The sequence below is a fragment of the Ruegeria sp. C11 genome, from assembly GCF_056537725.1.
The window spans coordinates 120,458-145,671 of sequence record NZ_JBQFSB010000001.1 but is presented as its reverse complement, the minus strand read 5'-3'; the positions used below and the strand labels follow the sequence as shown (position 1 = coordinate 145,671).

At 56.6% G+C, this 25,214-nt stretch carries 28 protein-coding genes; 14 read left to right on the top strand and 14 right to left on the bottom strand.

What is annotated here, in order from left to right:
- The first annotated feature begins 20 nt into the window (after positions 1 to 20).
- The 3 genes from ACR0NA_RS00750 to ACR0NA_RS00740 all read left to right on the top strand — a co-directional run bounded on the left by ACR0NA_RS00750 (position 21) and on the right by ACR0NA_RS00740 (position 3,075).
- The gene (locus tag ACR0NA_RS00750; protein ID WP_480725222.1) at positions 21 to 812 is read left to right on the top strand and encodes an FAD binding domain-containing protein; all 792 of its coding nucleotides are present in this window, start codon (positions 21 to 23) and stop codon (positions 810 to 812) included.
- 143 nt (positions 813 to 955) lie between these two features.
- Entirely contained in the window at positions 956 to 1,756 is an 801-nt protein-coding gene (locus ACR0NA_RS00745; protein WP_480725220.1) for a beta-keto acid cleavage family enzyme, read from the top strand.
- On the top strand, positions 1,753 to 3,075 hold the full coding sequence (locus tag ACR0NA_RS00740; protein WP_480725218.1) for an aspartate aminotransferase family protein: 1,323 nt from the start codon (positions 1,753 to 1,755) through the stop codon (positions 3,073 to 3,075). Before ACR0NA_RS00745 ends, ACR0NA_RS00740 begins: the two co-directional genes overlap by 4 nt.
- A gap of 41 nt (positions 3,076 to 3,116) precedes the next feature.
- On the opposite strand, the gene ACR0NA_RS00735 is transcribed toward ACR0NA_RS00740, so the two are convergent.
- The 8 genes from ACR0NA_RS00735 to cobA form a co-directional block, all read right to left on the bottom strand.
- Positions 3,117 to 3,638 (bottom strand): N-acetyltransferase family protein, encoded by a 522-nt coding sequence (locus ACR0NA_RS00735; RefSeq protein WP_480725216.1) that lies wholly within the window; start codon positions 3,636 to 3,638, stop codon positions 3,117 to 3,119.
- A gap of 128 nt (positions 3,639 to 3,766) precedes the next feature.
- Positions 3,767 to 4,228 carry a translation initiation factor IF-3 gene (gene infC, locus ACR0NA_RS00730; protein ID WP_480450164.1) on the bottom strand — a complete coding sequence of 154 codons (462 nt, stop codon included), beginning with the start codon at positions 4,226 to 4,228 and terminating at the stop codon, positions 3,767 to 3,769.
- A gap of 244 nt (positions 4,229 to 4,472) precedes the next feature.
- Positions 4,473 to 5,306, bottom strand: coding sequence for a ferredoxin--NADP reductase (locus tag ACR0NA_RS00725; protein WP_480449749.1), 834 nt, complete (start codon positions 5,304 to 5,306; stop codon positions 4,473 to 4,475).
- Between the two features lie 108 nt (positions 5,307 to 5,414).
- The gene (locus ACR0NA_RS00720; protein ID WP_170652287.1) at positions 5,415 to 5,822 is read right to left on the bottom strand and encodes a DUF934 domain-containing protein; all 408 of its coding nucleotides are present in this window, start codon (positions 5,820 to 5,822) and stop codon (positions 5,415 to 5,417) included.
- A complete protein-coding gene (locus tag ACR0NA_RS00715) occupies positions 5,819 to 6,580 on the bottom strand; it encodes a phosphoadenylyl-sulfate reductase (RefSeq protein ID WP_480725213.1) in 762 nt (253 codons plus the stop codon). The genes ACR0NA_RS00720 and ACR0NA_RS00715 overlap by 4 nt, the downstream gene beginning before the upstream one ends.
- Positions 6,570 to 8,234, bottom strand: coding sequence for a nitrite/sulfite reductase (locus tag ACR0NA_RS00710; RefSeq protein ID WP_480725211.1), 1,665 nt, complete (start codon positions 8,232 to 8,234; stop codon positions 6,570 to 6,572). The genes ACR0NA_RS00715 and ACR0NA_RS00710 overlap by 11 nt, the downstream gene beginning before the upstream one ends.
- 65 nt (positions 8,235 to 8,299) lie before the next feature.
- A complete protein-coding gene (locus tag ACR0NA_RS00705) occupies positions 8,300 to 8,614 on the bottom strand; it encodes a DUF2849 domain-containing protein (protein WP_170652293.1) in 315 nt (104 codons plus the stop codon).
- Positions 8,614 to 9,390, bottom strand: a complete 777-nt coding sequence (cobA, locus tag ACR0NA_RS00700; RefSeq protein WP_480725205.1) for a uroporphyrinogen-III C-methyltransferase — start codon at positions 9,388 to 9,390, stop codon at positions 8,614 to 8,616. Before cobA ends, ACR0NA_RS00705 begins: the two co-directional genes overlap by 1 nt.
- Positions 9,391 to 9,532: 142 nt before the next feature.
- Between cobA and ACR0NA_RS00695 the strand changes: the two genes are divergently transcribed.
- On the top strand, positions 9,533 to 10,012 hold the full coding sequence (locus ACR0NA_RS00695) for an Lrp/AsnC family transcriptional regulator (protein WP_170652297.1): 480 nt from the start codon (positions 9,533 to 9,535) through the stop codon (positions 10,010 to 10,012).
- Between the two features lie 56 nt (positions 10,013 to 10,068).
- On the opposite strand, the gene ACR0NA_RS00690 is transcribed toward ACR0NA_RS00695, so the two are convergent.
- Positions 10,069 to 11,250 carry a cytochrome P450 gene (locus ACR0NA_RS00690; protein ID WP_480725973.1) on the bottom strand — a complete coding sequence of 394 codons (1,182 nt, stop codon included), beginning with the start codon at positions 11,248 to 11,250 and terminating at the stop codon, positions 10,069 to 10,071.
- A 46-nt stretch (positions 11,251 to 11,296) separates the two neighbouring features.
- Here ACR0NA_RS00690 and ACR0NA_RS00685 point away from each other — a divergent pair, with 46 nt between their 5' ends.
- The 6 genes from ACR0NA_RS00685 to ACR0NA_RS00660 all read left to right on the top strand — a co-directional run bounded on the left by ACR0NA_RS00685 (position 11,297) and on the right by ACR0NA_RS00660 (position 18,401).
- Positions 11,297 to 13,030: a sensor histidine kinase gene (locus ACR0NA_RS00685; protein WP_480725202.1), complete on the top strand. Its 1,734-nt coding sequence runs from the start codon at positions 11,297 to 11,299 to the stop codon at positions 13,028 to 13,030.
- A complete protein-coding gene (locus ACR0NA_RS00680; RefSeq protein ID WP_480725200.1) occupies positions 13,027 to 14,256 on the top strand; it encodes a sigma-54-dependent transcriptional regulator in 1,230 nt (409 codons plus the stop codon). Before ACR0NA_RS00685 ends, ACR0NA_RS00680 begins: the two co-directional genes overlap by 4 nt.
- 353 nt (positions 14,257 to 14,609) lie before the next feature.
- Positions 14,610 to 15,611 carry a DctP family TRAP transporter solute-binding subunit gene (locus tag ACR0NA_RS00675; protein WP_480725198.1) on the top strand — a complete coding sequence of 334 codons (1,002 nt, stop codon included), beginning with the start codon at positions 14,610 to 14,612 and terminating at the stop codon, positions 15,609 to 15,611.
- A gap of 116 nt (positions 15,612 to 15,727) precedes the next feature.
- The gene (locus ACR0NA_RS00670; protein WP_480725195.1) at positions 15,728 to 16,405 is read left to right on the top strand and encodes a TRAP transporter small permease; all 678 of its coding nucleotides are present in this window, start codon (positions 15,728 to 15,730) and stop codon (positions 16,403 to 16,405) included.
- Positions 16,405 to 17,781: a TRAP transporter large permease gene (locus tag ACR0NA_RS00665; protein ID WP_170652309.1), complete on the top strand. Its 1,377-nt coding sequence runs from the start codon at positions 16,405 to 16,407 to the stop codon at positions 17,779 to 17,781. The genes ACR0NA_RS00670 and ACR0NA_RS00665 overlap by 1 nt, the downstream gene beginning before the upstream one ends.
- 173 nt (positions 17,782 to 17,954) lie before the next feature.
- Positions 17,955 to 18,401, top strand: a complete 447-nt coding sequence (locus ACR0NA_RS00660) for a nucleoside deaminase (protein WP_480725193.1) — start codon at positions 17,955 to 17,957, stop codon at positions 18,399 to 18,401.
- A gap of 5 nt (positions 18,402 to 18,406) precedes the next feature.
- Here ACR0NA_RS00660 and tpiA read toward each other — a convergent pair whose 3' ends face one another.
- Both tpiA and ACR0NA_RS00650 read right to left on the bottom strand, forming a co-directional pair.
- Positions 18,407 to 19,156, bottom strand: a complete 750-nt coding sequence (gene tpiA / locus ACR0NA_RS00655) for a triose-phosphate isomerase (RefSeq protein ID WP_480725191.1) — start codon at positions 19,154 to 19,156, stop codon at positions 18,407 to 18,409.
- A 151-nt stretch (positions 19,157 to 19,307) separates the two neighbouring features.
- A complete protein-coding gene (locus tag ACR0NA_RS00650) occupies positions 19,308 to 19,679 on the bottom strand; it encodes a HesB/IscA family protein (protein WP_480725189.1) in 372 nt (123 codons plus the stop codon).
- A gap of 231 nt (positions 19,680 to 19,910) precedes the next feature.
- Here ACR0NA_RS00650 and ACR0NA_RS00645 point away from each other — a divergent pair, with 231 nt between their 5' ends.
- Complete coding sequence (locus ACR0NA_RS00645; RefSeq protein ID WP_480449739.1) at positions 19,911 to 20,252, top strand: hypothetical protein; 342 nt, start codon at positions 19,911 to 19,913, stop codon at positions 20,250 to 20,252.
- A 299-nt stretch (positions 20,253 to 20,551) separates the two neighbouring features.
- On the opposite strand, the gene ACR0NA_RS00640 is transcribed toward ACR0NA_RS00645, so the two are convergent.
- From ACR0NA_RS00640 to ACR0NA_RS00630, 3 genes are all read right to left on the bottom strand, one after another.
- Entirely contained in the window at positions 20,552 to 20,914 is a 363-nt protein-coding gene (locus ACR0NA_RS00640) for an SUF system Fe-S cluster assembly protein (protein WP_170652319.1), read from the bottom strand.
- Positions 20,915 to 21,016: 102 nt separating this feature from the next.
- Positions 21,017 to 21,295 (bottom strand): NfeD family protein, encoded by a 279-nt coding sequence (locus ACR0NA_RS00635; protein WP_480449738.1) that lies wholly within the window; start codon positions 21,293 to 21,295, stop codon positions 21,017 to 21,019.
- Positions 21,295 to 22,185 (bottom strand): SPFH domain-containing protein, encoded by an 891-nt coding sequence (locus ACR0NA_RS00630; RefSeq protein ID WP_170652323.1) that lies wholly within the window; start codon positions 22,183 to 22,185, stop codon positions 21,295 to 21,297. Before ACR0NA_RS00630 ends, ACR0NA_RS00635 begins: the two co-directional genes overlap by 1 nt.
- 173 nt (positions 22,186 to 22,358) lie before the next feature.
- Here ACR0NA_RS00630 and ACR0NA_RS00625 point away from each other — a divergent pair, with 173 nt between their 5' ends.
- From ACR0NA_RS00625 to ACR0NA_RS00615, 3 genes are all read left to right on the top strand, one after another.
- Positions 22,359 to 23,270, top strand: coding sequence for a nucleoside hydrolase (locus ACR0NA_RS00625; protein WP_480725185.1), 912 nt, complete (start codon positions 22,359 to 22,361; stop codon positions 23,268 to 23,270).
- Between the two features lie 63 nt (positions 23,271 to 23,333).
- Complete coding sequence (gene tgt, locus ACR0NA_RS00620; protein WP_480725971.1) at positions 23,334 to 24,464, top strand: tRNA guanosine(34) transglycosylase Tgt; 1,131 nt, start codon at positions 23,334 to 23,336, stop codon at positions 24,462 to 24,464.
- A 94-nt stretch (positions 24,465 to 24,558) separates the two neighbouring features.
- On the top strand, positions 24,559 to 24,969 hold the full coding sequence (locus ACR0NA_RS00615; RefSeq protein ID WP_480725183.1) for a DUF6636 domain-containing protein: 411 nt from the start codon (positions 24,559 to 24,561) through the stop codon (positions 24,967 to 24,969).
- The last annotated feature ends 245 nt before the right edge of the window (positions 24,970 to 25,214 follow it).

The window sequence follows — 25,214 nt, the reverse complement described above, 5'->3', positions numbered from 1 at the left end:
CTTCGGAAAGGAAGTACGAAATGTACAATTTCGAGTTTGAAAAACCGGCGACGATTGCGGATGCAGCAGCGGCGCTAGGAGGGGAGGACGTGCAGGCGCTGGGAGGTGGTCAAACCCTGATCCCGACGCTGAAGCAGCGTCTGGCGGCGCCGTCCAAACTGGTATCGTTGAGCGGGATCGCAGAGATGCAGGGCGTCTGCGTAGAAGATGACGGGTCGCTGGCCGTTGGCGGGGCAACAACCCATGCGACGGTTTCCGCTGAAGCCGCCGACAAGTACCCGGCGCTATCGGAATTGGCGGGGCACATTGGTGATCCTGCCGTGCGTAACCGGGGAACACTGGGTGGTTCGCTGGCCAACAACGACCCTGCGGCGTGCTATCCCGCTGCGACTTTGGGGTCTGGGGCGACAATCATCACCAATACGCGTCAGATTGCTGCGGATGACTATTTCCAGGGTATGTTCACGACGGCTCTGAACGAGGGTGAAATCATCACCTCTGTTCGGTTCCCTGTGCCGCAGGCGGCAAGCTATCAGAAGTTTTTGCAACCGGCCTCACGCTTTGCTTTGGTTGGGGTATTCGTGGCGCGGTTCGCGGATGGTGTTCGGGTTGCGGTAACTGGCGCCAGTGAAGATGGCGTGTTTCGCTGGTCCGAGGCCGAACAGGCCTTGGCTAAGGAATTCCGGCCTGATGCACTGATGGGGCTGCAGATCAACCCGATGAACATGATAGGCGATTTGCATGGCAGCAAGGAATACCGTGCGCATCTAGTCAGTGTCATGACGCGCCGTGCAGTCGAAGCTATCGGCTGAAGAACCGCTTTGTTTCTTGCGAACCCCGGCTTAAGGCCGGGGTTTTTTTATGCAAAAAAAGAACAAATGTTCTTGATTGCATGAATTGAATACATCTTTTGCCGCTGCAAGTGTTCCGGATGAACTTTGAACGGGGCTTGCGTATGTTTGATGCCGTGGAAATTTCAGCGCTGAAGGATCCAGACAACGGTGAGGTAAGGCAGCCTTTCGTTTTGGTTGCGCCGAATGGTGCGAGGCGGAGTCGCACAGATCATGCGGCGTTGCCGGTTGGGACGGAAGATATTGTCCGGACTGCGAAATCCTGTTTTCTGGCGGGCGCACAGGGACTGCATCTGCATGTCCGAGATGAAGATGGCGGACACAGTCTGGATTCCGGACTGTACGGGGAAGTTATCCGGGAACTAGAGGGTGTGGTTCCTGATCTAAAAATTCAGATCACGACCGAGGCGGCCGGGATTTATGACGTGCAGGCACAGCTCGATTGCCTGAAGGGCGTCCGGCCTGCTTGGGCATCGATATCTGTGCGGGAAGTAGCGCGGTCACCTGAACTGGCGGATCGTATCTATGGCCTTTGTGAAGATCAGGGTACCCGGGTGCAGCATATTCTGTATGACGCGGATGATGCGATGCAACTAAAAGACTGGCAGGAACAGGGCATCGTTCGGGCGCATCAGTCCGAACGGCTTTTGGTTCTTGGGCGCTATTCCGAGGGGATGGTGTCGTCGCCCGGTGATCTGGACCGGTTTCCGGTAAGCCCGGACAACTGGATGGTGTGCGCCTTTGGGGCGCAGGAACATGCCTGTTTGCTGGAGGCGGCCAAACGGGGCGGTGATTTGCGGGTTGGATTCGAGAACAGCCTGACCGATGCTGACGGAAATCCCTGGCCGGACAATGCCTCTTCGGTCGCGGCACTGACAAGCGCGCTTGAAAGGAATTTGAAATGAGTCACGTATTTCCACGCCATACCAAATCGGTTCTTCCTGTCGCCGCGGGCGGGGATGGATGTTATCTGATTGACGCTGAAGGCAAGCAGTATCTGGACTGTGGTGATGCTGCGGTATCCTGTCTCGGTCACTCGAACCCGGCTGTGATTAAGGCGGTTCAGGAACAGGTAGAGAAGATCGCGTTTGCACATACCGGGTTCATGACGTCAGAGCCGGCGGAAGAACTGGCGGACCTGTTGATCAAACATGCGCCGGGGGATTTGGACCGGGTATATTTCGTATCCGGTGGGTCCGAGGCGACAGAGGCTGCGATTAAGCTGGCGCGGCAGTATTTTCTTGAGACAGGCCAGCCAGAACGGCGCCGTGTGATCGCGCGTCGGCAAAGCTATCACGGCAATACCTTGGGGGCGCTTTCGGCTGGAGGGAATGAGTGGCGCCGGGCACAGTTTGCACCGCTTCTGATCGAAATGAGCCATGTCGCACCTTGCTACGAGTATGCAGAAAAGCCCGATGGTGAGAGCAGTTTTGACTATGGCCAGCGCGTCGCCAACGAGTTGGAGGCAGAAATTCTGCGTCTTGGTCCGAACACCGTGATGGCGTTCATGGCTGAACCGGTGGTAGGCGCGACGCTGGGTGCCGTTCCGGCGGTTGAGGGGTATTTCAAGCGCATCCGTGAGATTTGCGATCAATACGGCGTGTTGCTGATACTGGACGAAGTTATGTGCGGCATGGGGCGCACGGGGCACCTGTTTGCTTGCGACCATGATGGAGTGGCGCCGGATATTCTGTGTATCGCCAAGGGGTTGGGCGCCGGATATCAACCGATTGGTGCGATGCTGTGTACAGATAAGATTTATGACGCCATCCGGGACGGATCGGGGTTCTTTCAGCATGGGCACACCTATATCGGTCACCCTGTCGCAACGGCGGCCGCCTTGGCGGTTGTCCGGGAATTGACAGGCCGTGATCTGCCGACACGCGCGGGTGCCATGGGGGAAAAGCTGCAGTCAGCGTTGGTAGCGGCCTTTGGCCAGCACCCGAATGTGGGTGATATCAGGGGCAGGGGGCTGTTTCGTGGTGTGGAACTGGTGGCCGATCGCGAGACGCGGACTCCGTTTGACCCGTCCTTGGGCGTCGCTGCCAAAGTCAAGAAGGCGGCTGTAGCTGCGGGGCTGATTTGTTACCCGATGTCCGGCACGCGGGACGGCAAAAACGGCGACCACATCCTTTTGGCGCCGCCGTTCATAATCGAAGATGCTCAGATTGATGAACTGGTCACCAAGTTGTCCGGAGCAATATCCGAGGCTTTGCCTGAGTAGCTCGCTCAAGTGCCGGGAAGACTCTCGGAGACGCGGGATTCTCAGGTTTCGGCGCGGGAAAGATCCAGTAGGAATATCTTGTTCGGGTATGCCTGATCCTGGATGCGGAAATATGTTGTTCCTGCGTCGGTGAAGCCCTGCGAATGGTAAAAGGCTATTCCAGGGGTGTTTTCTGAGTTGGTGGTAAGCCAGATCGATGGGGCAGAAACCGTATCGCAATAGGCAACCGCAGACAGAAGTAGCTTTTTGCCTATTCCTTTACCGTGCTGGTTGGGCCGGACATACAGCGTTTTAATTTCAGTTTCCGACGGTACACCTGCAGGTGCCGGGCAGTTGCGCGAGACATGTATAAAGCCTTCGATCCCATCGTGGCCTTCTGACACAGCCAGATAATCGTCGCCCGAAACGATAAGGTTTTCGAACCGGGATGCAGTGAATTCGGACAGAACGTAGTCCGCGAAGAAACCGCTGATGCCCTGGCGAAGGTAAGTCCCCAACCACACCTCGATACTGAGTGCTGCCAGACTGCTGGCGTCGCCTTTGTTCGCACTCCGGATTGTCACTTGAGGCTACCTGTCAAATAGTACTGGAAACTGGCGAAACCGTTCATGAACGGATGAAACGAACTCTGATAAAAAAAGCCCCGCCTTTTTGGTGCTGGCAGGGCTTCGTCTGTTTATCAAGGGACGGGCTATTTCTGCGGCAGCGGGCCGATCATCATGATCATCTGACGGCCTTCCATCTTCGGCATGTTTTCGACCTTGCCGATTTCCTTGATGTCTTCAGCGACACGTTCCAGCAGTTCGCGCCCGAGATTTTGGTGTGCCATCTCGCGGCCACGGAACCGCAGCGTGACCTTTACCTTGTCGCCGTTTTCCAGAAACTTGACCACGTTGCGCATCTTGACGTCATAGTCATGGGTGTCGGTGTTGGGTCGGAATTTGACCTCTTTCACCTCGATGATCTTTTGTTTCTTGCGCGCTTCGGCTTCGCGTTTTTGCGTTTCGTATTTGAACTTGCCGAAATCCATGATCTTGCAGACGGGAGGATTGGCATTCGGCGAGATCTCGACAAGGTCCAGACCAGCCTCATCGGCAAGTTGCATAGCTTTGGCGGGATGAACCACCCCGACATTTTCGCCTTCTGCGCCGATCAGGCGGATTTCGGGGGCACGGATCTTGTCATTGACGCGCGGGCCAGTATCTCGTTGCGGCGGCGCGTTGTGAGGTCTGCGGGCTATGGGTTCATTCCTTTGATAATTGCAGAAATTCGAGGCTGGAATTTAGACTGGCGCTCAAAGCGTTTCAAGCGCCATCCGCATTGGGGCGCCTGAAAATCTTGGGAATCGCATCGGTTTTTGCCGGTTGAGCACCATCGCCCCCAACCGGCAAGGCGGTTCAGCCGACAAAAGCCTTTTCAATCACGAATTCCTTCGGGTCCGAGTTTGCGCCTTCACGCAGGCCGAACTCTTCCAGAATTGCTTTGATATCGTGGTTGAAAGCGAGCGAACCACACACCATTGCGCGATCAGTTTCGGCCTGAATGCCGTTTTCGATGCCAAGGTCGGCAAAGACGGTGCCGTCTTTCAGCAATTCGGTGATACGGCCCATCTTCGGGCTCTCTTCGCGGGTTGTTGTCGGGTAGTAGCGAATCTTGTCGGCGAAGCCTTCACCGATCAGTTCGGCCAGCAGTTCGTCCTGACGGATGCTGTCAATCAACTGACGACCATATTCCAGCTCGGCAACTTCGCGGCAGGTATGGGTGATGATGACCTCGTCATAATCCTCATAGGTCTGTGGCTCGCGAAGCAAAGAAGCGAAGGGGGCAAAGCCGGTTCCGGTGGCAAAGAACCACAGACGTTTCCCGGGCAGCAGCGCGTCATGCACCAGCGTGCCGACAGGCTTTGGCCGCAGGATGATCTGATCGCCCGGCTTGATGTGCTGTAGCTTCGAGGTCAGCGGGCCGTCCTGCACTTTGATCGAATAGAACTCCAGTTCCTCGTCCCAGCTGGGGGAAGCTATGGAATAGGCACGCAGCAGCGGTTTGCCGTTGTCGCCCAGCAAGCCGATCATCACGAACTCGCCAGAGCGGAAACGCAGGCTGGCGGGGCGCGAAACCTTGAACGAGAACAGGCTGTCGGTCCAGTGTTTCACGTCCAATACTGTTTGAGCGTCCGGCAGGACGGGGGCTTTGACGGCGGTTGCTTCGGTCACGGATTTCATCTCTGTCATCGTTTCACTGCCGATCAACTAAACCGGCATCTCCGTTTAATCTTTGATTCAAGTCAGGAAAAGGGGGCAGATTGCCCCCATCCCGTCACAAGCTGGCGATTGGCGGAATTATCCGCGCAGGCGGGCCTGATAGTTGTGGCCCTGCCAATTGGCGCGGGCCAGCCATTGATCTTCGGGCTGGCGGGCTGCCAGAGCATGATCGATTTCAACCTCGTCGAAGCCGCTGCGGCGTGCCATGGCGTATTGATCCGCCAGAACGTGGCCTTTGGCCCGCAGACGACCGGTGAATCCCTTGAGCCGCAGCGTGCGCGCGATCGTAAAGCCCCGTCCATCGGCGAACGAGGGGAAATCCACCCGCACCATTTTTACGCCGCCCAGACGATCCACCAGATCATCCGGGTCAGTATCCGAGGTCACGTCCAGCGCAACTACGTCATTGGCGGCATCGTCAAGCGTGACATAGCCGTCGGTCCAGTCATCAGGGGCGAACCCCTCATCCGTTACGATTACGTTCATGTTTTCTCTCCGGCGCGCACCATCTTGCCATCGACAAAATGAATGCCGCATTCTTCCTTGTTCTGGTCGCGCCAACGTCCGGCGCGGGGGTCTTCGCCCTCTTTGACCGGCGAGGTGCAGGGCGCACAGCCGATCGAAGGGTATCCTTTGGCCACCAGCGGATGCCGGGGCAGGCGGTTTTCGTCCATATAGGCGCGCACATCCTCGGGCGCCCAGTGGGCCAGCGGGTTGACCTTGATCCGGCCTGTACCGTCCTCGACTTCGAAGAAATCGAGCGCGGCGCGTGTGCCCGCCTGAAACCTTTTGCGACCGGTGATCCAGCCGCAATACCCTGCCAGCGCCCTTTGCAGCGGAAAGGTCTTGCGCAAATTACAGCAGGCGTCGGTATCGCGCAGTCGCAGGGCTCCGTAAGGATCGTCACGCTGCACATCCTCGTCATCCGCGCGGATGATCTGGACATTCGTCAGCCCCAGCCGTTCGCTGACCTCCTGTTGGTAAGTCAGCGTTTCGGTAAACAGCATCTGCGTGTCGATGAACAGGATCGGCGTCGCCTTGTCGACCACCGCTGCCATGTGCAGCAACACAACCGATTCTGCGCCAAAGCTTGAGACCAGCGCCAGGTTATCCACCGCCTCCAGCGCGCCATGCATGACATCATGGGCGCTGTGGTGGCGGAACCGGGCATTGAGCGCCTCGACCTTTTCGGTCAGTTCGCGGCGGTCCTTGCCCAGTTCGGTCTGGATCAGGTCAAGCGGCATTGGCCTGTGCCTCAGGGTAGAGGGCCGCCTTGAATGGCGCCATACCCAGACGACGATAGGTTTGCAGGAATGTCTCTTCAGGTCCTTCGCGGTGTTCGAGGTAGGCTTCGACCAGACGCTCAACTGCCGGGACGATTTCATCATACGAAAAGCCGGGGCCAGCACGTTCACCAATGGCCGCGGTTTCGGTTCCGTCACCACCCAGCGTGATCTGGTAATTTTCGACGCCTGCGCGATCCAGACCCAGGATGCCGATGTGACCGACATGGTGGTGGCCACAGGCGTTGATGCAGCCTGAGATCTTGATCTTCAACTCGCCAATATCATGCTCCAGCTTGAGGTCCTCAAAGCGGGTCGCGATTTGCTGCGCAACCGGGATCGAGCGTGCCGTCGCCAGCGCGCAGTAATCCATGCCCGGGCAGGCGATGATATCGCTGATCAGGCCGATATTTGCGGTGGCCAGCTCATGCTCTTTCAGCTTCGCATGGATCGCGGGCAGGTCCGATTTGTGGACATGCGGCAGGATCACGTTCTGCTCATGGCTGATTCGCAGTTCGTCATAGGCGAACTCTTCGGCCAGATCGGCCATTACGCGCATTTGCTCGGCAGTCGCATCACCCGGCGTCTGGCCGTGTTTCTTGATCGAGATCGTGACGATCGCATGATCCGCATTCTTGTGCGGTGCAATGTTGGTGTCGACCCACGAACGGAAGACCGGATCATTGGTATAGGCGCTCTCGAACGAGGCAACCGAACCTTCACGGAAGGTCGGAGGCGCAAAGTGACCTTTGATTTCTTCCAACAGGTTCATGTCGGCGCCTTTGAACTGCGGGCGGACCTTCAGGAAGCGCTCGTTCACCTTGGCGCGGATGGCGTCGATGCCGTGCTCATGCACGGTGATCTTGATGCGCGCCTTGTACTTGTTGTCGCGGCGACCGATCTGGTTCCACACGGAAACGGTGGCTTCGAGGTAAGCCAGCAGATCGTCAAAGGCGACGAATTCGGACAGTTCCTTGCCGATCATTGGGGTACGGCCCAGACCGCCGCCCACGATGACGCGGGCACCCAGAACACCGTCACGCTCGACCAGCTGCAGGCCGATGTCATGCGCCTTGATCACGGCACGGTCGTTTTCCGAGCCGGTGATCGCGATCTTGAACTTACGCGGCATGAACTGGAATTCCGGGTGGTCGGTCGACCACTGGCGCAGCAGTTCGGCATAGGGGCGCGGGTCGGCGACCTCATCCGCGGCGGCGCCGGCAAAATGGTCAGCGGTCACGTTGCGGATGGTGTTGCCCGAGGTCTGGATGGCGTGCATGCCAACCTCGGCCAGCGCGTCCAGCATGTCCGGTACGTCGTTCAGTTTCGGCCAGTTGTACTGGATGTTCTGACGCGTGGTGAAGTGGCCATAGCCCTTGTCCCACTTTTCAGCCAGCAGGGCCAATTGGCGCATCTGCGCGCTGTTGAGCGTGCCATAGGGGATCGCAACGCGCAGCATGTAGGCGTGCAGCTGCAGATAAAGACCATTCATCAGGCGCAGCGGCTTGAATTCATCCTCGGTCAGCGAGCCGTCAATGCGGCGCTCGACCTGCGCGCGGAACTGCGCGTTACGTTCTGCCAAAAATGCTGTGTCGAACTCGGAGTAGCGATACATGATTAGCTGTCCTTAGTTGCAGCCCCGAACCTTGGGGCCTTGAAGGGGAGAGAGAGGGCCAGAGGTCAGGCCCGGGGCTGCGGGGAAGTTTCCTGTTTGCCGTGGGCATAGTTGGACGGACCAGTCCGGCGGAAATCTTCCCGGAAATGGGTGGGCTCGGGGCCATTGTCGCCGGCAACCGCGTCGGCCAGATAGGCACCAACGATCTTGCTTGCCTGACGTTCGGCATCCAGCAGGCGAACCTGCGCGTGAGCTTCGTCGGTGATCAACTCGGCCTCGGACAGCTCGCGCGACCAACGGTCGTCTGCGGTCAGATAGACAACGTCACCTTCCAATAGGTCGTTGGCGGTTACCACTTTGGGGGTAAAAGCGCGGGCCATCAGGCGTGCTCCTTCTTGAATTCGGTCAGGGCCCGAGCCGCTTGTCGCGGGGCGAGGCCGTAAAAGGTAAGGGTGGGGCCGTCCATTTCGGCGGCGTTCAAATCACTGGGTAGCTGGTCCAGCGTGGTGGTCAGAATGCGTTGATCGGAGTGCGTGGCGTTTTCCACCAGCGTCACCGGCGTATCCCGGTCGGCGCCGTGCATGATCAGGCGGCCCTGAATAAAGCGGGCAGATTTCTTGCCCATATAGATCGCGGCCACCGATCCGGGCCGCGCCAGTGCGGTCCAGTCGTGATCGGCAAAGCCTTTCATGTCGTGGCCGGTCAGAAAACGAACCGAGGAGTTGCGACCGCGCCGTGTCAGGCTTTGGCCAATTCCCGCAACAGCCGCCGAAGCCGCCGTGATACCGGGAACGATCTGCCATGGAATGCCTGCGGCCTCGACCGCCTCAATCTCTTCATCCAGACGCCCGAACACGGTCGGGTCACCGGATTTCAGACGCACGACACGCTGGCCTTTCAGGGCGTACTTAACCAGCAGTGCGTCTATGTCTTCCTGTTTCCAGGATGGGCCGAAACCTGCTTTTCCAACATCGACCAGAACTGCAGACTTGCCAGCCAGTTCCAGAACCTCGGCGCTGATCAGACGGTCATGCAGCACGACATCAGCGCGCTCAAAGGCGTTCAGCGCCTTGAGCGTCAGCAATTCCGGATCGCCGGGACCCGCGCCGACAAAGTCGACGTGCCCAATGCCATCATGTGAATGCGTAAGCTGCATGTTTCGTCTCGGGTTGGTTTGACTTGATCTGCAATATAGGAAATATTCCCTACCAACCGCCATACTGGCGCTTAAATAAGAACATACGTTCCAACGTTGCCCTGCAAAGGGACGCTGGTTTCAAATGAGAGGTAAAAAGGGAATGTCGGTTCGGATAGATGACACAGATCGGAAAATTCTGGCCGAGCTGCAGAGGGATGCCAGCCAGTCTCTGGATGAAATTGCCTCGCGTGTGAGCAGTTCAAAAACCCCTGTCTGGAATCGAATCCGAAAGCTGAAAAGCGCCGGCGTTATTGGTCAGCAGACTGTTCTTCTGGATGCCGAAGCGCTGGGTTTCGAAGCGACGTTTTTTGTCCTGATCCGTACCTCAGAACACGAGGCCGAATGGCAGCAACGTTTCCTAAAGGCGCTGCGTGATCGTCCCGAAGTGCAGGAGGCTCATCGGCTGGCCGGTGACATCGATTATATTCTTAAAGTGCGGGTCAAAAATGCCCGTGCCTATGATGCCTTTTATCAGGCTCTGATTTCCGAAGTCAGGGTGCACAACGTGACCGCACTGTTGTCAATGGAGGAGATCAAATCGACTACGATGCTGCCTCTGAACGCGCTGGCTGAGGCATGACGTCTGCGTAGGAGGGCGTTGCACCGTCACCTTTGGCGACTCCCCGGGTTTGATGATCAGAGTGAAACCTGCAATCGGGTCAATCCGTGGAAGTGATAGCTGTCTGCGTATTCCGGTTCTGACGCGAGCCGAAGCGACGGGCAGCGCTCGAACAGGATAGGCAGAGCTATGCGCATTTCCAATCTGGCGAGTGGTGCGCCGACACAGAAATGCAGGCCTCCTCCAAAACTCGTATTGGTTTGAATGTCCCGAGCCGGGTTGAAGGCACTCGGATCAGCCCAGATTTCAGGATCACGGTTCGCGGCGCCCAACAGCAAGGCAACCTGGTCGCCGCGTTGAAATTTGTGGCCGAAAAGTTCAGCATCTTCATAGGCGTAGCGGGTGAACATGTGAAGCGGTGGATCAAACCTCAGTATCTCTTCCACCGTTCTGTCTATGCAATCAGGCCTGAAAACCCGTGTGTCTGTACCTGTTTCCAGCAGAGTTTTGACACCGTTTCCAATGGCATGAACCGTCGCTTCGTGCCCGGCGTTCAGCAGCAATATGCAGGTGGAGATCAGTTCCTCGCCAGAGAGTTTTTCGCCTTCCTCCTCGGCGGCAATCAGTCGGGTTATCAAATCGGGGCGCGGGTCATTTCTGCGACGATCAACGTAGTTGCGCAAAAATTCAGCGAACTCTCTCGACGCTTGTGCTGCATCGTCCTCGGTTTGTCGCGTTCGGCTCGCCTGGTACATTGCGACCATTGCGTGCGACCAGCGAAGCAATTGAGGTGCCTTGTCTTCGGGAACACCTAACAGGCGGCAGATGGTGATTACCGGAACTTTCGTGCAATAGGCCTGCAACAAGTCAAATTCCGTATCCGGAAAAGCGTCGATCAACTGATGGCAAAGTTTTTCGATGTCGGACGCAAGTGCCGAGATAGAGCGTGACGTGAACGCCCTTAGCACCAGACCGCGCAGACGGGTATGGCGCGGTGGTTCCGCTTCCAGCAGGGAATGCGCTTCGACTTCCAGCCATGGGGAGAGATGTTTGGGCCCTTCGGATGCAAGTTCTTGCGGAACTTCGCGCCCAAAGCGTTTGTCCCGAAACAGCGCCTGTACCGCCGCGTGCGAGGCCGCTGCCGGCATGCTGTATTCGGGCCAGAAAAATAGTGGGCCCGCATCCCGGGCCTTGTCGTAGAATTCGTAGGGATTCTGAACAAATGACGGGTCTGTCGGGTCTTGGCTCAATCTCTTCATGCGCGCAGACTTGCCATGAGGCGCCGTGAATGCAAGACCCTTAGTCATGCGTCGCGTTTGGACAATTGCTGGATTCCTGCTGGCTGTCGGCCTGCTGTCGTCTGCCGTCTGGTCTTATGGCTATCGGCAGGCACTTAATCAGCTGAGCGAGCAGGCCGAGGCCGATCTGGAACTGGCCTCAGACGGGCTGAGCCTGCAGTTGCAGGTTTATCAGGAACTTGCCGTATTGATGGCTGATCACCCCGGTTTGCGTGGGCTGATCGATCCGGAAAGACGGATCGACGCGCAGGCGCTTTTGCTGGAGGTTGCAGACAAGACTGCCGCAATCGATGTTCTGTTCGCTGACAACAACGGGCAAGTGCTGGCCTCGGCGCAGGGTGTGAGGGTCGGAACGGTTGACGAGGATCCAGCCTTCAGGCGTGCGATGCAGGGTGCGCTTGGAAGCTCGCACGGGATTCTGCAATCCGAAGGCAACCGGATATTTTCATATGCCGCGCCTGCATTTGGACCGGATGGCCAAATATTTGGCGCTTTGATGATGATTGCGGATATCGAGGATGTCGAGCGCACTTGGCGCAGCAGTACCGAAGCTGTCTTTTTTGTAGACAGGCCGGGCCATGTATTTATCACCAATCGATCCGAGCTCTTGTTCTGGAAACGACCGGAGAATGGCATTGGACTGGCGCCGTTGGGCCGAGACGCGCCAGAATTTGCATCCGGGTATGTTGGCCAGCATGAAATCTGGCGGCTAGGTTGGGGGCCATACCTGCCAGAGCGGGCGTTGCATCTGACCCGCGACCTGCCCGTAATCGGGATGACGGGCGAAGTGTTGATGGATGTGGCACCGGCACGTCGGCTTGCAGCGTTGCAGGCGGCGGCGGTCGCCGCGATCTGCCTTGCCTTTGGCGCCTTTTTGTTTCTTGCGATGGAGAGACGGCGCTCGTTGGCTGACGCGAACGCGGTTTTGGAAAGCAGGGTAGCCCAGCGAACCCGTGCATTGACGGCTGCGAATACCGCATTGCGACACGAGGTTGCGGAACGGCAAGAGGCTGAGGCAGCGCTGAAGCGAGCGCAGGCTGATCTGGTGCAGGCTGGAAAGCTGAGCGCGTTGGGGCAAATGTCGGCAGGTATCAGTCACGAGCTGAACCAACCGCTGATGGCGATCCGCCAGTTCGCGGATAACGGTGCGGCCTTTCTGGAACGTGGAAAAGAACAGAAGGCTGGTGAGAACCTTGGCAGAATCTCTGAAATGGCGGCCCGTATGGCACGGATCATCAAGAATCTGCGCGCTTTCGCCAGAAATGAAAGCGAACCCATGGGCAAGGTCGATCTTGTACAGGTTCTGAATGCTGCGGTTGAGCTGACCGAGGCGAAGCTTCGTGCAGACAGTGTGGTGCTGGATTGGACACCTCCGGAAGGTCCGGTTTTTGCGTGGGGAGGAGAAGTGCGACTGGTTCAGGTTTTCGTTAACCTGATCAACAACGCCGCCGATGCGATGGAAGGTCAGGTCGGCAAACGCATTTCCATAGAGCTCCGAAATGGTGCCCGATTGACGGTTTCAGTGCGCGATACCGGACCAGGTATCAAGGATCCCGAGCGGATGTTCGAACCGTTTTATACCACCAAATCTGTCGGTGCCGACGAAGGCATGGGGCTTGGTTTGTCGATTTCATACGGGCTGGTGCAGAGTTTTGGGGGTGAGATTCGGGGTGCAAACACTACGGAAGGTGCGGAATTCACCGTTGAACTTGACCCGTACAGAGAGGACGAGGCCGCATGATCCGTAAGGTTTTACTGGTCGATGACGATGCAGCTGTACGAGAGGCGTTGAGCCAGACATTGGAACTGGCCGATTGCGACCCGGTTGCCGTCGGTTCATTCGTCGCGGCCAAAGATTACATCAAACCTGATTTTCCCGGCGTAATTTTGTCTGACATGCGAATGCCGGGCCGCGACGGGTTTCATCTTTTGTCCTATGCGACAGATGTGGATTCCGAGCTTCCCGTTATTCTTCTGACGGGTGAGGGCGATATTCCGATGGCCGTGCAGGCGATGGGGCAGGGTGCGTTCGACTTTCTCGAAAAGCCGTGCGCGGCATCCGATTTGCTTGCCGTGCTCAATCGTGCTTTTGCCGCCCGGGCGCATGTACTTGAACAAAGGGCGCTGAAACATGAGCTGGAGCGCGGCGATCCCGCTGCGCGGTTGCTTTTCGGCTTGTCCCCGCAAGCCGAGGATTTGCGCGAGAGGGTGCGCAATGTGGCCCCAACGCAGGCCGAGGTTCTGGTGACCGGCCCCCCGGGCAGTGGTATTTCGAAAGTGGCTGAAGTGGTGCACCTGATGTCGCCTGTCGGGCAGGGGCCGTTCGTAAAGCGATCGACAGCCGGTCTTGAGGCGGCGGAACTGGCTGAAATTTGTGAGGACGCCTCGGGCGGTTCTCTGTTTCTTGATGAAGTATCCTCGATGCCGGAAGCGACGCAGTACGCGGCGCTGGATCTGATCGAAAAGGGAGCGGATGCACGCATCATCGCGGGTACAACGGCGGATCTTGGACGTTTGGTGGCAGAAGGCTCTTTCAATGCCGAGCTGTTCTATCGCCTTGATGTCATGCGGGTTCGAATTCCGTCTCTGGCTGAACGTCCCGAAGATATTCCGGTGATCTTTCGGCAGTATGTCTCACAAGCGGCCGAGCAGGCTGGCATTGCTGCCCCAGAGGTTACGCCCGATCATCTGGCAGAACTGATGGCTCAGGAATGGCCGGGAAATGCGCGATCACTGATGTCCGCTGCGATGCGTTTTGTGCTGGGAATGCCAGAAGAAGTTGCACAGGCAACCGATCTTGGACTGGCTGAACAAATGGCGAGGGTCGAGCGATCTTTGTTGATTGCTGCGCTTGGTCGTCACAATGGGAAAGCGTCGGCAGCGGCCAGCGCGCTGAAATTGCCGCGGAAAACGTTCTACGACAAGTTGGCGCGATATGGAATTCGGCCCGAAGATTACAAGCGTTGACGTATCGAGATACTCCGACCGCAGGAGCGCTTGAACCCAGAGGTCACTGGTATTCGGCCTGATACTCTTCCGCTGCAACCTGTAATCGGCTGATTCGGTTTCGCGATTCGAAAACCGTGCGAAAATCCGCACAATGTAACTTAGGACTGTGCGGAATTTCGCACACCTCAAATCCCATGTCTGAAATGCAGATTAAATAAAGTACATATAGCACTGATATAGAAGAATAAATTTCTAACCTTAACTTCCGAAAGCAAAATGTTGAGCGAGAAGTTGTGATTCGCTTCACTCCGCTCATCGCGACGCCGCAACTGGCGAATTGCACTAGGTCTCAAAATTTGGGGAGGAAAGAAATGAAACTTTTGACAACCGCAGCCACCGCTCTGGCCCTGTCTGTTACCGCTACTGCCGGTATGGCGGCATGTGATGACGGTGAGATCGTGGTCAAGTTCGCGCATGTGACGAACACCGACAAGCATCCCAAAGGCATTGCAGCATCACTGCTGGAACAGCGCGTCAACGACGAGATGAATGGCGTGATGTGCATGGAGGTGTATCCGAACTCGACGCTGTACAACGATGACAAAGTGCTGGAGGCGATGCTGCAGGGCGACGTGCAACTGGCCGCGCCGTCTTTGTCCAAATTCGAAAAGTTCACCAAGCAATTCCGCTTGTTCGACCTGCCGTTCATGTTCAAGAACATCGAGGCTGTTGACGCATTCCAGGCGTCGGACGACGGGCAGGCAATGAAGGACAGCATGCAGCGCCGTGGCCTTCAGGGGCTGGCATTCTGGCACAATGGCATGAAGCAGATGTCGGCCAACAAGCCGCTGGTTGATCCGTCGGATGCCAATGGCCTGAAATTCCGGGTTCAGTCCTCGGATGTTCTGGTGGCCCAGATGGAAGCCATCGGTGGCAGCCCGCAGAAAATGGCATTCTCGGAAGTATATGGCGCACTTCAGCAGGGTGTTGTCGATGGGCAGGAGAACACCTGGTCGAACATCTATGGCAAGAAGTTTTTTGAAGTTCAGGACGGTGTGACTGAAACCAATCACGGCATCATCGACTATCTGGTGGTCACCTCGGTGGACTGGCTGGACAGCCTGGACCCCGAAGTGCGTGAGCAGTTCCTGACCATTCTGACCGAGGTGTCCGAGACACGGAACAAGGAAGCCTTTGCCGTGAACGAAGCGGCCAAAGCCTCAATCACCGATGCGGGCGGTATCATTCGCGAGCTGAACCCCGAACAGCGTCAGGCCTGGGTTGATGCGATGAAGCCGGTCTGGGACAAGTTTGCTGGTGACGTGGGTCAGGACAAGATCGACGCCGCACAGGCAATCAACGCCGGGTACTGAGCCCTGTTAAAGGCGTAGCCGTCCGGGGGACTGGGGAGTAACACGGACGAGCGCGCCAGGCGGGCCGCTTCAGGCCCGCCGCCTTTCAAAACTCATAACATTGCGGGGATATTCAGATGTCTGGTGCGAAATCCGGCCCGGTAGGGCTGGGCGACCAAATCGAAGAAACTCTGATCGCGTTGCTTCTTGGCCTGATGACGGTCGTCACTTTTGCCAACGTGATCGCGCGGTTTGTGTTTAATTCCAACATCCTGTGGGCGCTGGAACTGACCGTATTCACCTTCGGCTGGCTGGTATTGCTTGGGGCGTCTTACGCGGTCAAGAAACATGCGCATCTGGGTGTCGATGCCATTCTGAACTTGCTTGCACCCGGTCCTCGTAAGGTTATGGCGCTGGTTGCCGTCGCCTGTTGTCTTGTGTTTTCGTTGCTGATGCTCAAGGGCACCTATGATTATTGGGCTGTCTTCGCAGATTTACCGCCGACTTCGGGGCGTTGGTTCCCGACGGGGTTTGATACCAGCGCGCGCAGTCAGAGTTTTTATGAGGTGGACGATATTCCGATGGTCGCACCGCTGCGCTTTCTGGAAGACCTGATCAACTACGGCGAAACCTACGAAAAGCTTCCCAAGGTGGTACCGTACTTTGTGCTGCCTTTGTCGATGCTGCTGCTTGTCATTCGGTTTGTACAGGTCGGTCTGCAGATTTTGCGGGGCGAAACAGACCGGATCGTCGCCAGCCACGAAGTCGAGGACGAACTGGAACAGGTTCGCGCTCAGCAGGGAGAGCATGACTGATGGACGTTGTCATCCTATTTGCAATGGTCATCGGCCTGCTGATGATCGGTGTGCCGATCGCGGTTGCGCTTGGCCTGAGTTCCACCCTTTTCCTGCTGGTCTATTCGGACAGTTCGCTTGCCTCGGTCGCAGGTACTCTGTTTGAAGCGTTCGAAGGCCATTTCACACTACTCGCCATTCCATTCTTCATCCTCGCGTCGTCTTTCATGACGACCGGCGGGGTTGCGCGGCGCATCATCCGCTTTTCGATTGCCTGTGTCGGTCACCTGCCGGGTGGTCTAGCGATTGCGGGCGTGTTTGCCTGTATGCTGTTCGCCGCGCTTTCCGGGTCTTCACCGGCGACTGTGGTCGCCATTGGCTCAATCGTAATCGCCGGGATGCGTCAGGTCGGATATTCCAAGGAATTCGCCGCAGGCGTGATCTGTAATGCAGGCACGCTGGGCATTCTGATCCCGCCCTCTATCGTGATGGTCGTCTATGCCGCAGCGGTCGAGGTTTCGGTCGGCAGGATGTTCCTTGCGGGCGTCATTCCTGGCCTGCTGGCAGGGCTGATGCTTATGGTCACCATTTACGTCATGGCCAAGGTCAAGGACCTGCCGAAAGGGGATTGGAAAGGCTGGAGCGAGATCTTTGCTTCAGCGCGTGAGGCTGGTTGGGGTCTGTTCCTGATTGTCATCATTCTTGGCGGTATCTATGGCGGCATCTTTACACCGACCGAGGCCGCAGCTGTGGCCGCCGTCTATGCCTTTCTGATCGCCAGCTTTGTCTACAAGGATATGGGACCGCTGTGTTCAGAAGGTGATGCGCCGAACATTCCGCTGGTCAAAAAGCCTTATGCACTGGTCACGGCATTTTTCCACCCCGATACCAAGCACACGCTGTTCGAAGCGGGCAAACTGACTGTAACGCTGCTGTTCGTCATCGCGAATGCGCTGATCCTCAAGCATGTGCTGACGGATGAGCAGGTGCCACAGCATATCGCCTCGGCGATGCTGTCGGCTGGTTTCGGTCCGGTCATGTTTCTGGTGGTGGTCAATGTGATCCTGCTGATCGGCGGTCAGTTCATGGAACCTTCGGGCCTGCTGGTCATCGTCGCACCGCTTGTATTCCCGATTGCCATCGAGCTGGGTATCGATCCCATCCATCTGGGGATCATCATGGTTGTGAACATGGAGATCGGGATGATCACACCACCGGTCGGCCTGAACCTGTTTGTCACGTCCGGCGTAGCGGGAATGCCAATGATGAGGGTCGTTCGCGCCGCACTGCCATTCCTTGCGGTTCTGTTTGTCTTCCTGATTATGGTGACTTACATTCCGTGGCTTTCGACTGTGCTGCCCAACGCAATCATGGGGCCGGAAATCATCACCAATTGATGGTCGAAAATCTTTGGGACTGCCGGGCTATTCATGCCCGGCAGTTTCATTTTTTAGGCTGGTCCCCCAACCCCGAATTTTCCTGCGCTTTTCCATTTCAAAACAAAGGGCTAGGCAGGGGCGGTACGGGCAGCTAACCTGCTGCTGGAATATGCAGAACGTTGGTGAACTTTATGCTGAATGAAATCGACGAATTAATGTTGCGCGTCGCATATGGCGAGGCAAAGACCGGATTTGACGAAGGCGGATGCCCAATCGGATCGGTATTGGCGCGCAATGGTCAGGTGGTGGCACAAGGCCGAAACCGACGCGTTCAGAATGGAGATCCCATTGCTCATGGTGAGATGGATGCCTTGCGAAAGGCGGGGCGGCAAAAGACCTATCGCGATACGGTTCTGTATACCTCTTTGTCCCCCTGCATGATGTGTGCGGGAACAATCGTTCAGTTCGGGATACCGCGCGTCGTCATTGGAGATACCCAAAATTTCGGCGGCAATGAGGATTTCCTGCGTTCGAACGGGGTCGAGGTTGTTGTTGCCGACGACCCCGACTGTATTGCGTTGATGAAACGGTTTATCGAAGAAAAACCCGAACTGTGGGCCGAGGATATTGCCGAATAAGCGCGTCAGACAGATTCCAGGGCGTTCACAATTTCTGAAAAGTCAGCAGCCTTGAGGCTTGCGCCGCCGACCAGTGCGCCATCGACATTGTGTACGGCAAAAATTTCGGCGGCGTTGTCCGGCTTGACCGACCCCCCATAAAGCAATCGAACGGAGCGCCCCACGCCTTCGCCAAAGCGGCGTTCCAGCCGGGCGCGGATAAAGTCATGAACTTCGCCTATCTGGTCAAGTGTTGGCACTTTGCCCGTGCCGATGGCCCATACAGGTTCATAGGCGATCACAAGGTTCTCTCCGGTCGACTGGTCGGGGATCGAGCCCGACATTTGCCCGCCGATGATATCCAGCGTGTTGGCCGCTTCGCGCTGTTCAAGACTTTCACCAACACAGATGATCGCGGTCATGCCTGCGTTCATGACAGCCTTGGCCTTGGCACGGACGTCTTCGTCCCGTTCTCCGTGATCTTCGCGCCGCTCGGAATGGCCGACAATAACTGCATTTGCACCGGCGTCGCTAAGCATGTCGGCGCTGATATCGCCGGTATGCGCCCCCGAAGTAGCGGCATGGCAATCCTGACCCCCGACAGAAACGGCTGTTTCAGTCAGGCGTCTTGCCGCCCGATCCAAAAGGGTCGCCGGAGGACAGATCAGTATGTCGACGGATGGGGAAGGGTGGTTGCGGGCCAGCGCATCCAGCTCTCCGAGGGCCGCGCTTACACCGTTCATTTTCCAGTTACCTGCCGCCAACTTGCGCCGCATTCGACCGTCCCTTTTTGAGTTTCGTGTTTTGTAACCCGATAACACCGGACACGATCAGAGACAATCGCAGGCACCCTGATTCAGCCGAGCTGATGCGATGTTCGGCCGGCTTATGCAATCTGGAGTTTTACGTCAGAACCAATCCGGAAGGTTATTGAATGCCCGGGGTTTGATCAGCTTCCTTGAACTTGATCGACTCGCCGCAGCCGCAGGCGTCCACCACGTTGGGGTTTTTGAATTTGAACCCGGATTCGAGCAACGAAACCTCGTAATCGATCTCGGTTCCGAACAGGAACATCTGTGCCATCGGTGCGATCATGACGCGCGCGCCGTCCTGCTCGACCACTTCATCATGCGGGTCGGACTGATCGACATATTCCATGGTGTATTCCATTCCGGCGCAACCGCCTTTTTTCACACCGATACGCAAGCCAGTATGGCCGCCCTTGTTCATCAGGCGGATAATCTGCTCTGCGGCCTTAGGCGTAATGGTCACGGCCTGTTTGCCGGGAATGCCGAACATCGTGTTCTCCGTTTTCGCGCGTTGCCAACAATTTAAGGCCGACTTGCGGCGGGCTCAAGGGAAGTTGGTCAATCAAATACACCTTTTGTTGGGTTCAGGTGCCGAACTGCACTGTTGTTTCACACGTGCAAGTTCTTGCATCCCGATCCTTTCACCCGATAGGCTGCCGGTTGTTGACCATTCATTTAATTCAAATCACCGGATTATTTGGTGAAAAAGGGGAACATCGTCATGAGGCTTAAGCCTGTTTGGAACTTCACGGGAAAAGCGATCCCGGCCATTTCCTTTTTGCTTGTTCTGGGGCTGCAAAGTCCCGCGTTGTCTGAAACGGGTCAGAAAACACATCCCGTCAACTGCGCCACGGCTGAGGGGGATTTGCGGGCACTGAACGCAGAAAAAGAACATGCTGAACAGCAACAGCTGCTGGATGTTACCGCGATAACCCCCGCCGGGGCACTTCTGGGCCTGATTAAGGGTGACGAACAACAAAAGCTACAGATGCTGTCTGGTGACTATGTCAAGTCATTGGATGCGAGGATCGCGGAAACAAAGGAACAATGTGGAATTTCCTGACGGCCGATGTTTCGTCACCAGCGCCTTAATGAAAGTGGGCCGCCCTCGGGCAAGAGCGGCCCCAATTCTGGGCCTGAAGTATTTGGGGATGACAGAAGGTCAATAGCCCATACATACAACTCATTTCACGGAGATGATTAAACTGCCGCAGCTAAAGCGTTCTGCTTGGCATTTCCAAATCCCGTAAATGTTGATGTGGCGCATTTGTTGCGTGCCAATGTGTCAGGCTGTTAACCGATAGGTAACAGTAAGACGAATGATTTGTGACAAGTCCTTGGTTTCAGGAGGAAACCCGGGACTTACATAAAGCCCAGTTCAAGGCGCGCTTCGTCCGACATCATCTCCATACCCCAGGGCGGTTCCCAGGTCAGTTCGACGTCGACTTCTTTGACACCGGCAACGGGCTCGATTGCCTCCATGATCCAGCCGGGCATGTCGCCTGCGACCGGACATCCGGGGGCAGTCAGGGTCATGATCACTTTAACGGCGCTGTCGTCACTGATTTCGATCGTGTAGATCAGACCGAGGTCGTAAATATTGACCGGAATTTCAGGATCAAACACTGATCTGCAAGCTTCGACCACTTGTTCGTACAAGGGGTGTTCAACGGTCGAAGGCGCGATGAGTGGTGTGCCTTCAAGCTGTTCACTGGGATGGGTCATTCAAGCCTCGGATCAGTTACCTGAGCGATTATATAGGGAAACCCTGCGTCAGCGTCCAGAGGGGCAATGGCGCGCAGCAACGCGCGCCACGCCAAATTTTTTTCAGTCGTTGATATCGTGATTAAAGGTCTTCACCTGCCCATGAGGCAGAGCAAACATCCGCCGCAGGATCAGCCAAGCGACAAGCGACAGTGCCGCAAAGATCAGCAACAAAACGGGCAGGGAGGGCGTTATTCCGGGGATCGCCAACAAAATCCCCGTAATTGCTGCCCCGATGGCAAATCCCAAAAAGATAAAGCCCGGCAGAACAACCTCGAGTATGGCCAGAACAAGTGCACCAGCCAGCCAGAGCCACCATGTCAACCAGAACGGGTCTGCCATTACTTGCCTCCCTTCAGCATCTTGAACGCATCGCCAAAGGCCTCCAGCGCGTTGGCAGGCACGACGATGGTCTGTTTACCCGTACCGTTGCCAAGGGCGTTCAGCGATTCGACCTGTTTCAGCGCAACCTGATACTGCGCCGCTTCTATACCATTGTCCTGAATGGCTTTGGCGACAACACCTGTTGCATAGGCTTCGGCCTCGGCCTGAATACGCCGGGCTTTGGCAGTCTGCTCCGCGGCATAGAGTTCGGCGTCGGCCTGCAATTCGACTGATCGTTTCTGACCTTCGGCTTCGGTCACCTGTGCACGACGCGCGCGTTCGGCGTTCAACTGCTGTAGCATCGCGTCACGTGTGGCCTGATCCAGATTCACATCCAGAATCTCGGCGCGTGTAACTTGTATACCCCAATCGTCCACAGCCGTTTCAACGCTTTCCTGAATGCGCGAAATCAACTGAGCCCGGTTTGACTGAACTTCATCCAGATCCATTTTACCGATTTCTGCCCGGACGATACCGGCCACGGTGGTTGCAATCGCGCCATCGACGTCACGGATGCGATAGACAGTCTTTTCCGGTTCCAGAATACGATAAAAGACAGAGGTGTCGATCTGGACGAGAACGTTGTCTTTGGTGATTGCGTCCTGTGTGGCGTTGGGCAGCTGGCGCTCGAGGATCGAGATTTGGTGACGCGCAACATCCAGAAACGGCACGATAAAGTTGATGCCGGGGCCAAGCACCGAATGCAGGCGCCCAAACCGTTCGACCACAAATTTCTCGGATTGCGGCACGATCTTGATGCCTTTCAGGATGATGACAACGATAAATACCGCCGCCAACAGGAATATGATGTTCGATGAAATCAATCCGATGATCTGGTCTTCGGTCATGTCTGTCCTCATTATTGTGTACGACGGTATACATTTGGGGGTTGAGTCGTCGATTTTCAACTCTGGTATGAATGGAGCGTAAGTGGCGCAAGTCTGTCCGTGTAGGCAGGTGGCATGCAATACCCGGCGTGTGACTGCTTTGCATCCTTGCCCGATTGCGCTATCGGGCGCGCATGAAACTTATTATCGACACCGATCCCGGCATCGACGACGCCATGGCCATAGCTTACGCTGTTGCGGCACCTGAAATCGAGTTGCTGGGTCTTACTACCGTATTTGGGAACACCCATGTTCATCAGTCCAGCCGCAATGCCCGTTATCTGCTGCACAGGCTCAATCTAAACGTGCCAGTTGCGCAAGGCGCGGCTGTTGCACACGGGGAGGACTACCATCAACCCTCGGATCACGTTCATGGCCCAGAAGGTTTCGGGGACATGATCGATATTCCGGACATCGGCGAAAACGACCCGCGAAACGCGGCCGAGTTTCTTGTAGACATGGCGCGCGAGCATAAGGGGGAACTTGTGGTTTGCGCGGTCGGTCCGCTGACCAACATTGCTGATGCAATGCGACTGGACCCTGAATTCGCCTCGAACCTTGGCCGTCTTGTCATCATGGGAGGGGCCGTTTTCTGCCCCGGCAACATCACCGAACATGCCGAGGCGAATACCTATCACGACGTGCATGCAGCCGATGTGGTCTTTGCTGCGCCACCGGAAACCGTTCTGGTCGGGTTGGATGTGACGCTCAAGACGCTTTACGAGACTGCTGACTTTCAGGCGCTGGCAGAACGCTCACCTGACATAGGTGCGTTTCTGCGTGATATTTCGCGTTTCTACCTGAGGTTCTACAAGGATGTTGGCGGGCTGGAAGGATGTGGTTTGCACGATTCTACAGCCGTCATCGCCTGCACACACGAACGGATGTTCGAATCCGAAACGACAGGTCTGCGCGTTGAGGTTGACGGACCGGAAAAGGGCGCAACCCGTCCGGATGTATCCCGCCCACCGGTGCGGGTTTGCCGCGATGTGGACGGGGCAGGGGTCGTACGCCTGTTTACCAACCGGGTAGCGTCGCTGCCTTGACGGGTTGCAATGACCGGGCATATCGGGCAAATCCTGCGCGGTTCAGCGACCCGAGGCGATGACATGACCGAGCGTTTTTCCTTTGATCTGAAAGCCACTGACGGCAAGGCCCGCACCGGGGTTATTCACACCCCACGCGGAGAGGTGCGTACGCCTGCTTTCATGCCGGTCGGCACTGCCGCTACGGTCAAGGCAATGATGCCAGAAAGCGTGCGCGCCACCGGCGCCGATATCCTGCTGGGCAACACCTACCACCTGATGTTGCGCCCGACTGCTGAACGGATTGACCGGCTGGGCGGATTGCACAAGTTCATGAACTGGGATCGCCCAATACTGACGGATTCGGGCGGGTTTCAAGTCATGTCGCTTGCCGGGCTTCGGAAGTTGACCGAAAAAGGCGTCACGTTCAAATCGCACATTGACGGCTCCAAACATGAATTGTCTCCCGAGAGGTCGATGGAGATTCAGCGATTGCTGGGATCAGACATCGTAATGTGTTTTGACGAATGCCCGGCCTTGCCCGCTGACCGAAAGCGCATCGCCGAGTCGATGCGCCTGTCGATGCGTTGGGCGGCCCGGTCACGTGACGCATTCGGAGACCGCCCCGGCCATGCGTTGTTCGGAATCCAGCAAGGTGGTTTGGAGCAGGATTTCCGCGAAGAATCCGCTGAGGCGCTGAAAGAGATCGGGTTTGAAGGCTATGCAGTGGGGGGGCTGGCCGTGGGCGAAGGGCAGGAGGCCATGTTCGGAGTTCTGGATTTTGCCCCTGACATGCTGCCAACAGACAAACCGCGCTATCTGATGGGCGTTGGAAAACCTGATGACATCGTTGGGGCGGTCGCACGCGGGATTGATATGATGGATTGTGTGCTGCCGTCGCGTTCTGGCCGCACCGGGCAGGTCTTCACCCGTTTTGGGGTGGTCAACATCAAGAATGCCCGCCACGCTGACGATCCGCGCCCGCTGGACGAGCAATGCACCTGTCCGGCCTGTTCCAACTATTCCCGCGCCTATCTGCACCACGTTTTCCGCGCCAATGAGATGATCTCGGGCATGCTGCTGACCTGGCATAACCTGCACTATTTTCAGGAAATCATGCAGGGTATGCGCGAAGCAATTGCCGCCGGGACGTTTCAGGCATGGCAGGCGGAATTTCATGCGCAGCGGGAGCAGGGGGATATTGAACCGCTGTGAGCCTTCGGTGCTTCAGTGACAAATTTCGCGAAACAATGTAGGCTAAAGCCGATTTTAGTCCGTAGTTTTCGAAATTTGCATTTGGAGTACGAGTATGTCGCGCTCAGCTTGGTTCATCGCCCTTTTTGTTGCCGCATCGCCAGTTTATTCGGACGTCTGGACGTTCGAAACACCGTCAGAGAATATCCAGTGTTCGGTCGGGCAGGAGGCCAATTTCTCGGATATCTACTGCACCATCATTGAACGTCATGGCCAGCCAGCCGCACCTCGTCCTGCTGATTGTATTTCGGATTGGGGGCACAGTTTTTTCATGCGTGATACCGGTCCGGCCACAATGCTGTGCGAACCACTGAACCGTAACCGGGATGGTTTCGACCGCGCGGAATATGGCGTGACCGGAAGGTTTGGCGGGTTTGTTTGCCAGTCGTCACGCAAAGGACTGGATTGTCGAAACCGGGATGGGCACGGTTTCTTTCTGTCCCGCGCTGTTCAGATGATCTTTTGACGCTGAGCTTGATTTGCCTCGTGCCCGCATCGGCGCTCGGATCGCCCCGCCTGCAGTCCTGTTTGAAATTCTGAGGCCAAAAGACAGGAATCTGGCGTGCCATGGCTTGCAGTCCCGGAGTACTCAAGCCATGCTGCCGCACACAAAGCCGATGGTGAGGTTGAAAAGGCCGTGTTTGCGCCCCACCTTTACCGTCCAAGACAGGAGACGGCCGAGGGTTGCCTTGATAAGGGACCGGTGTCGTC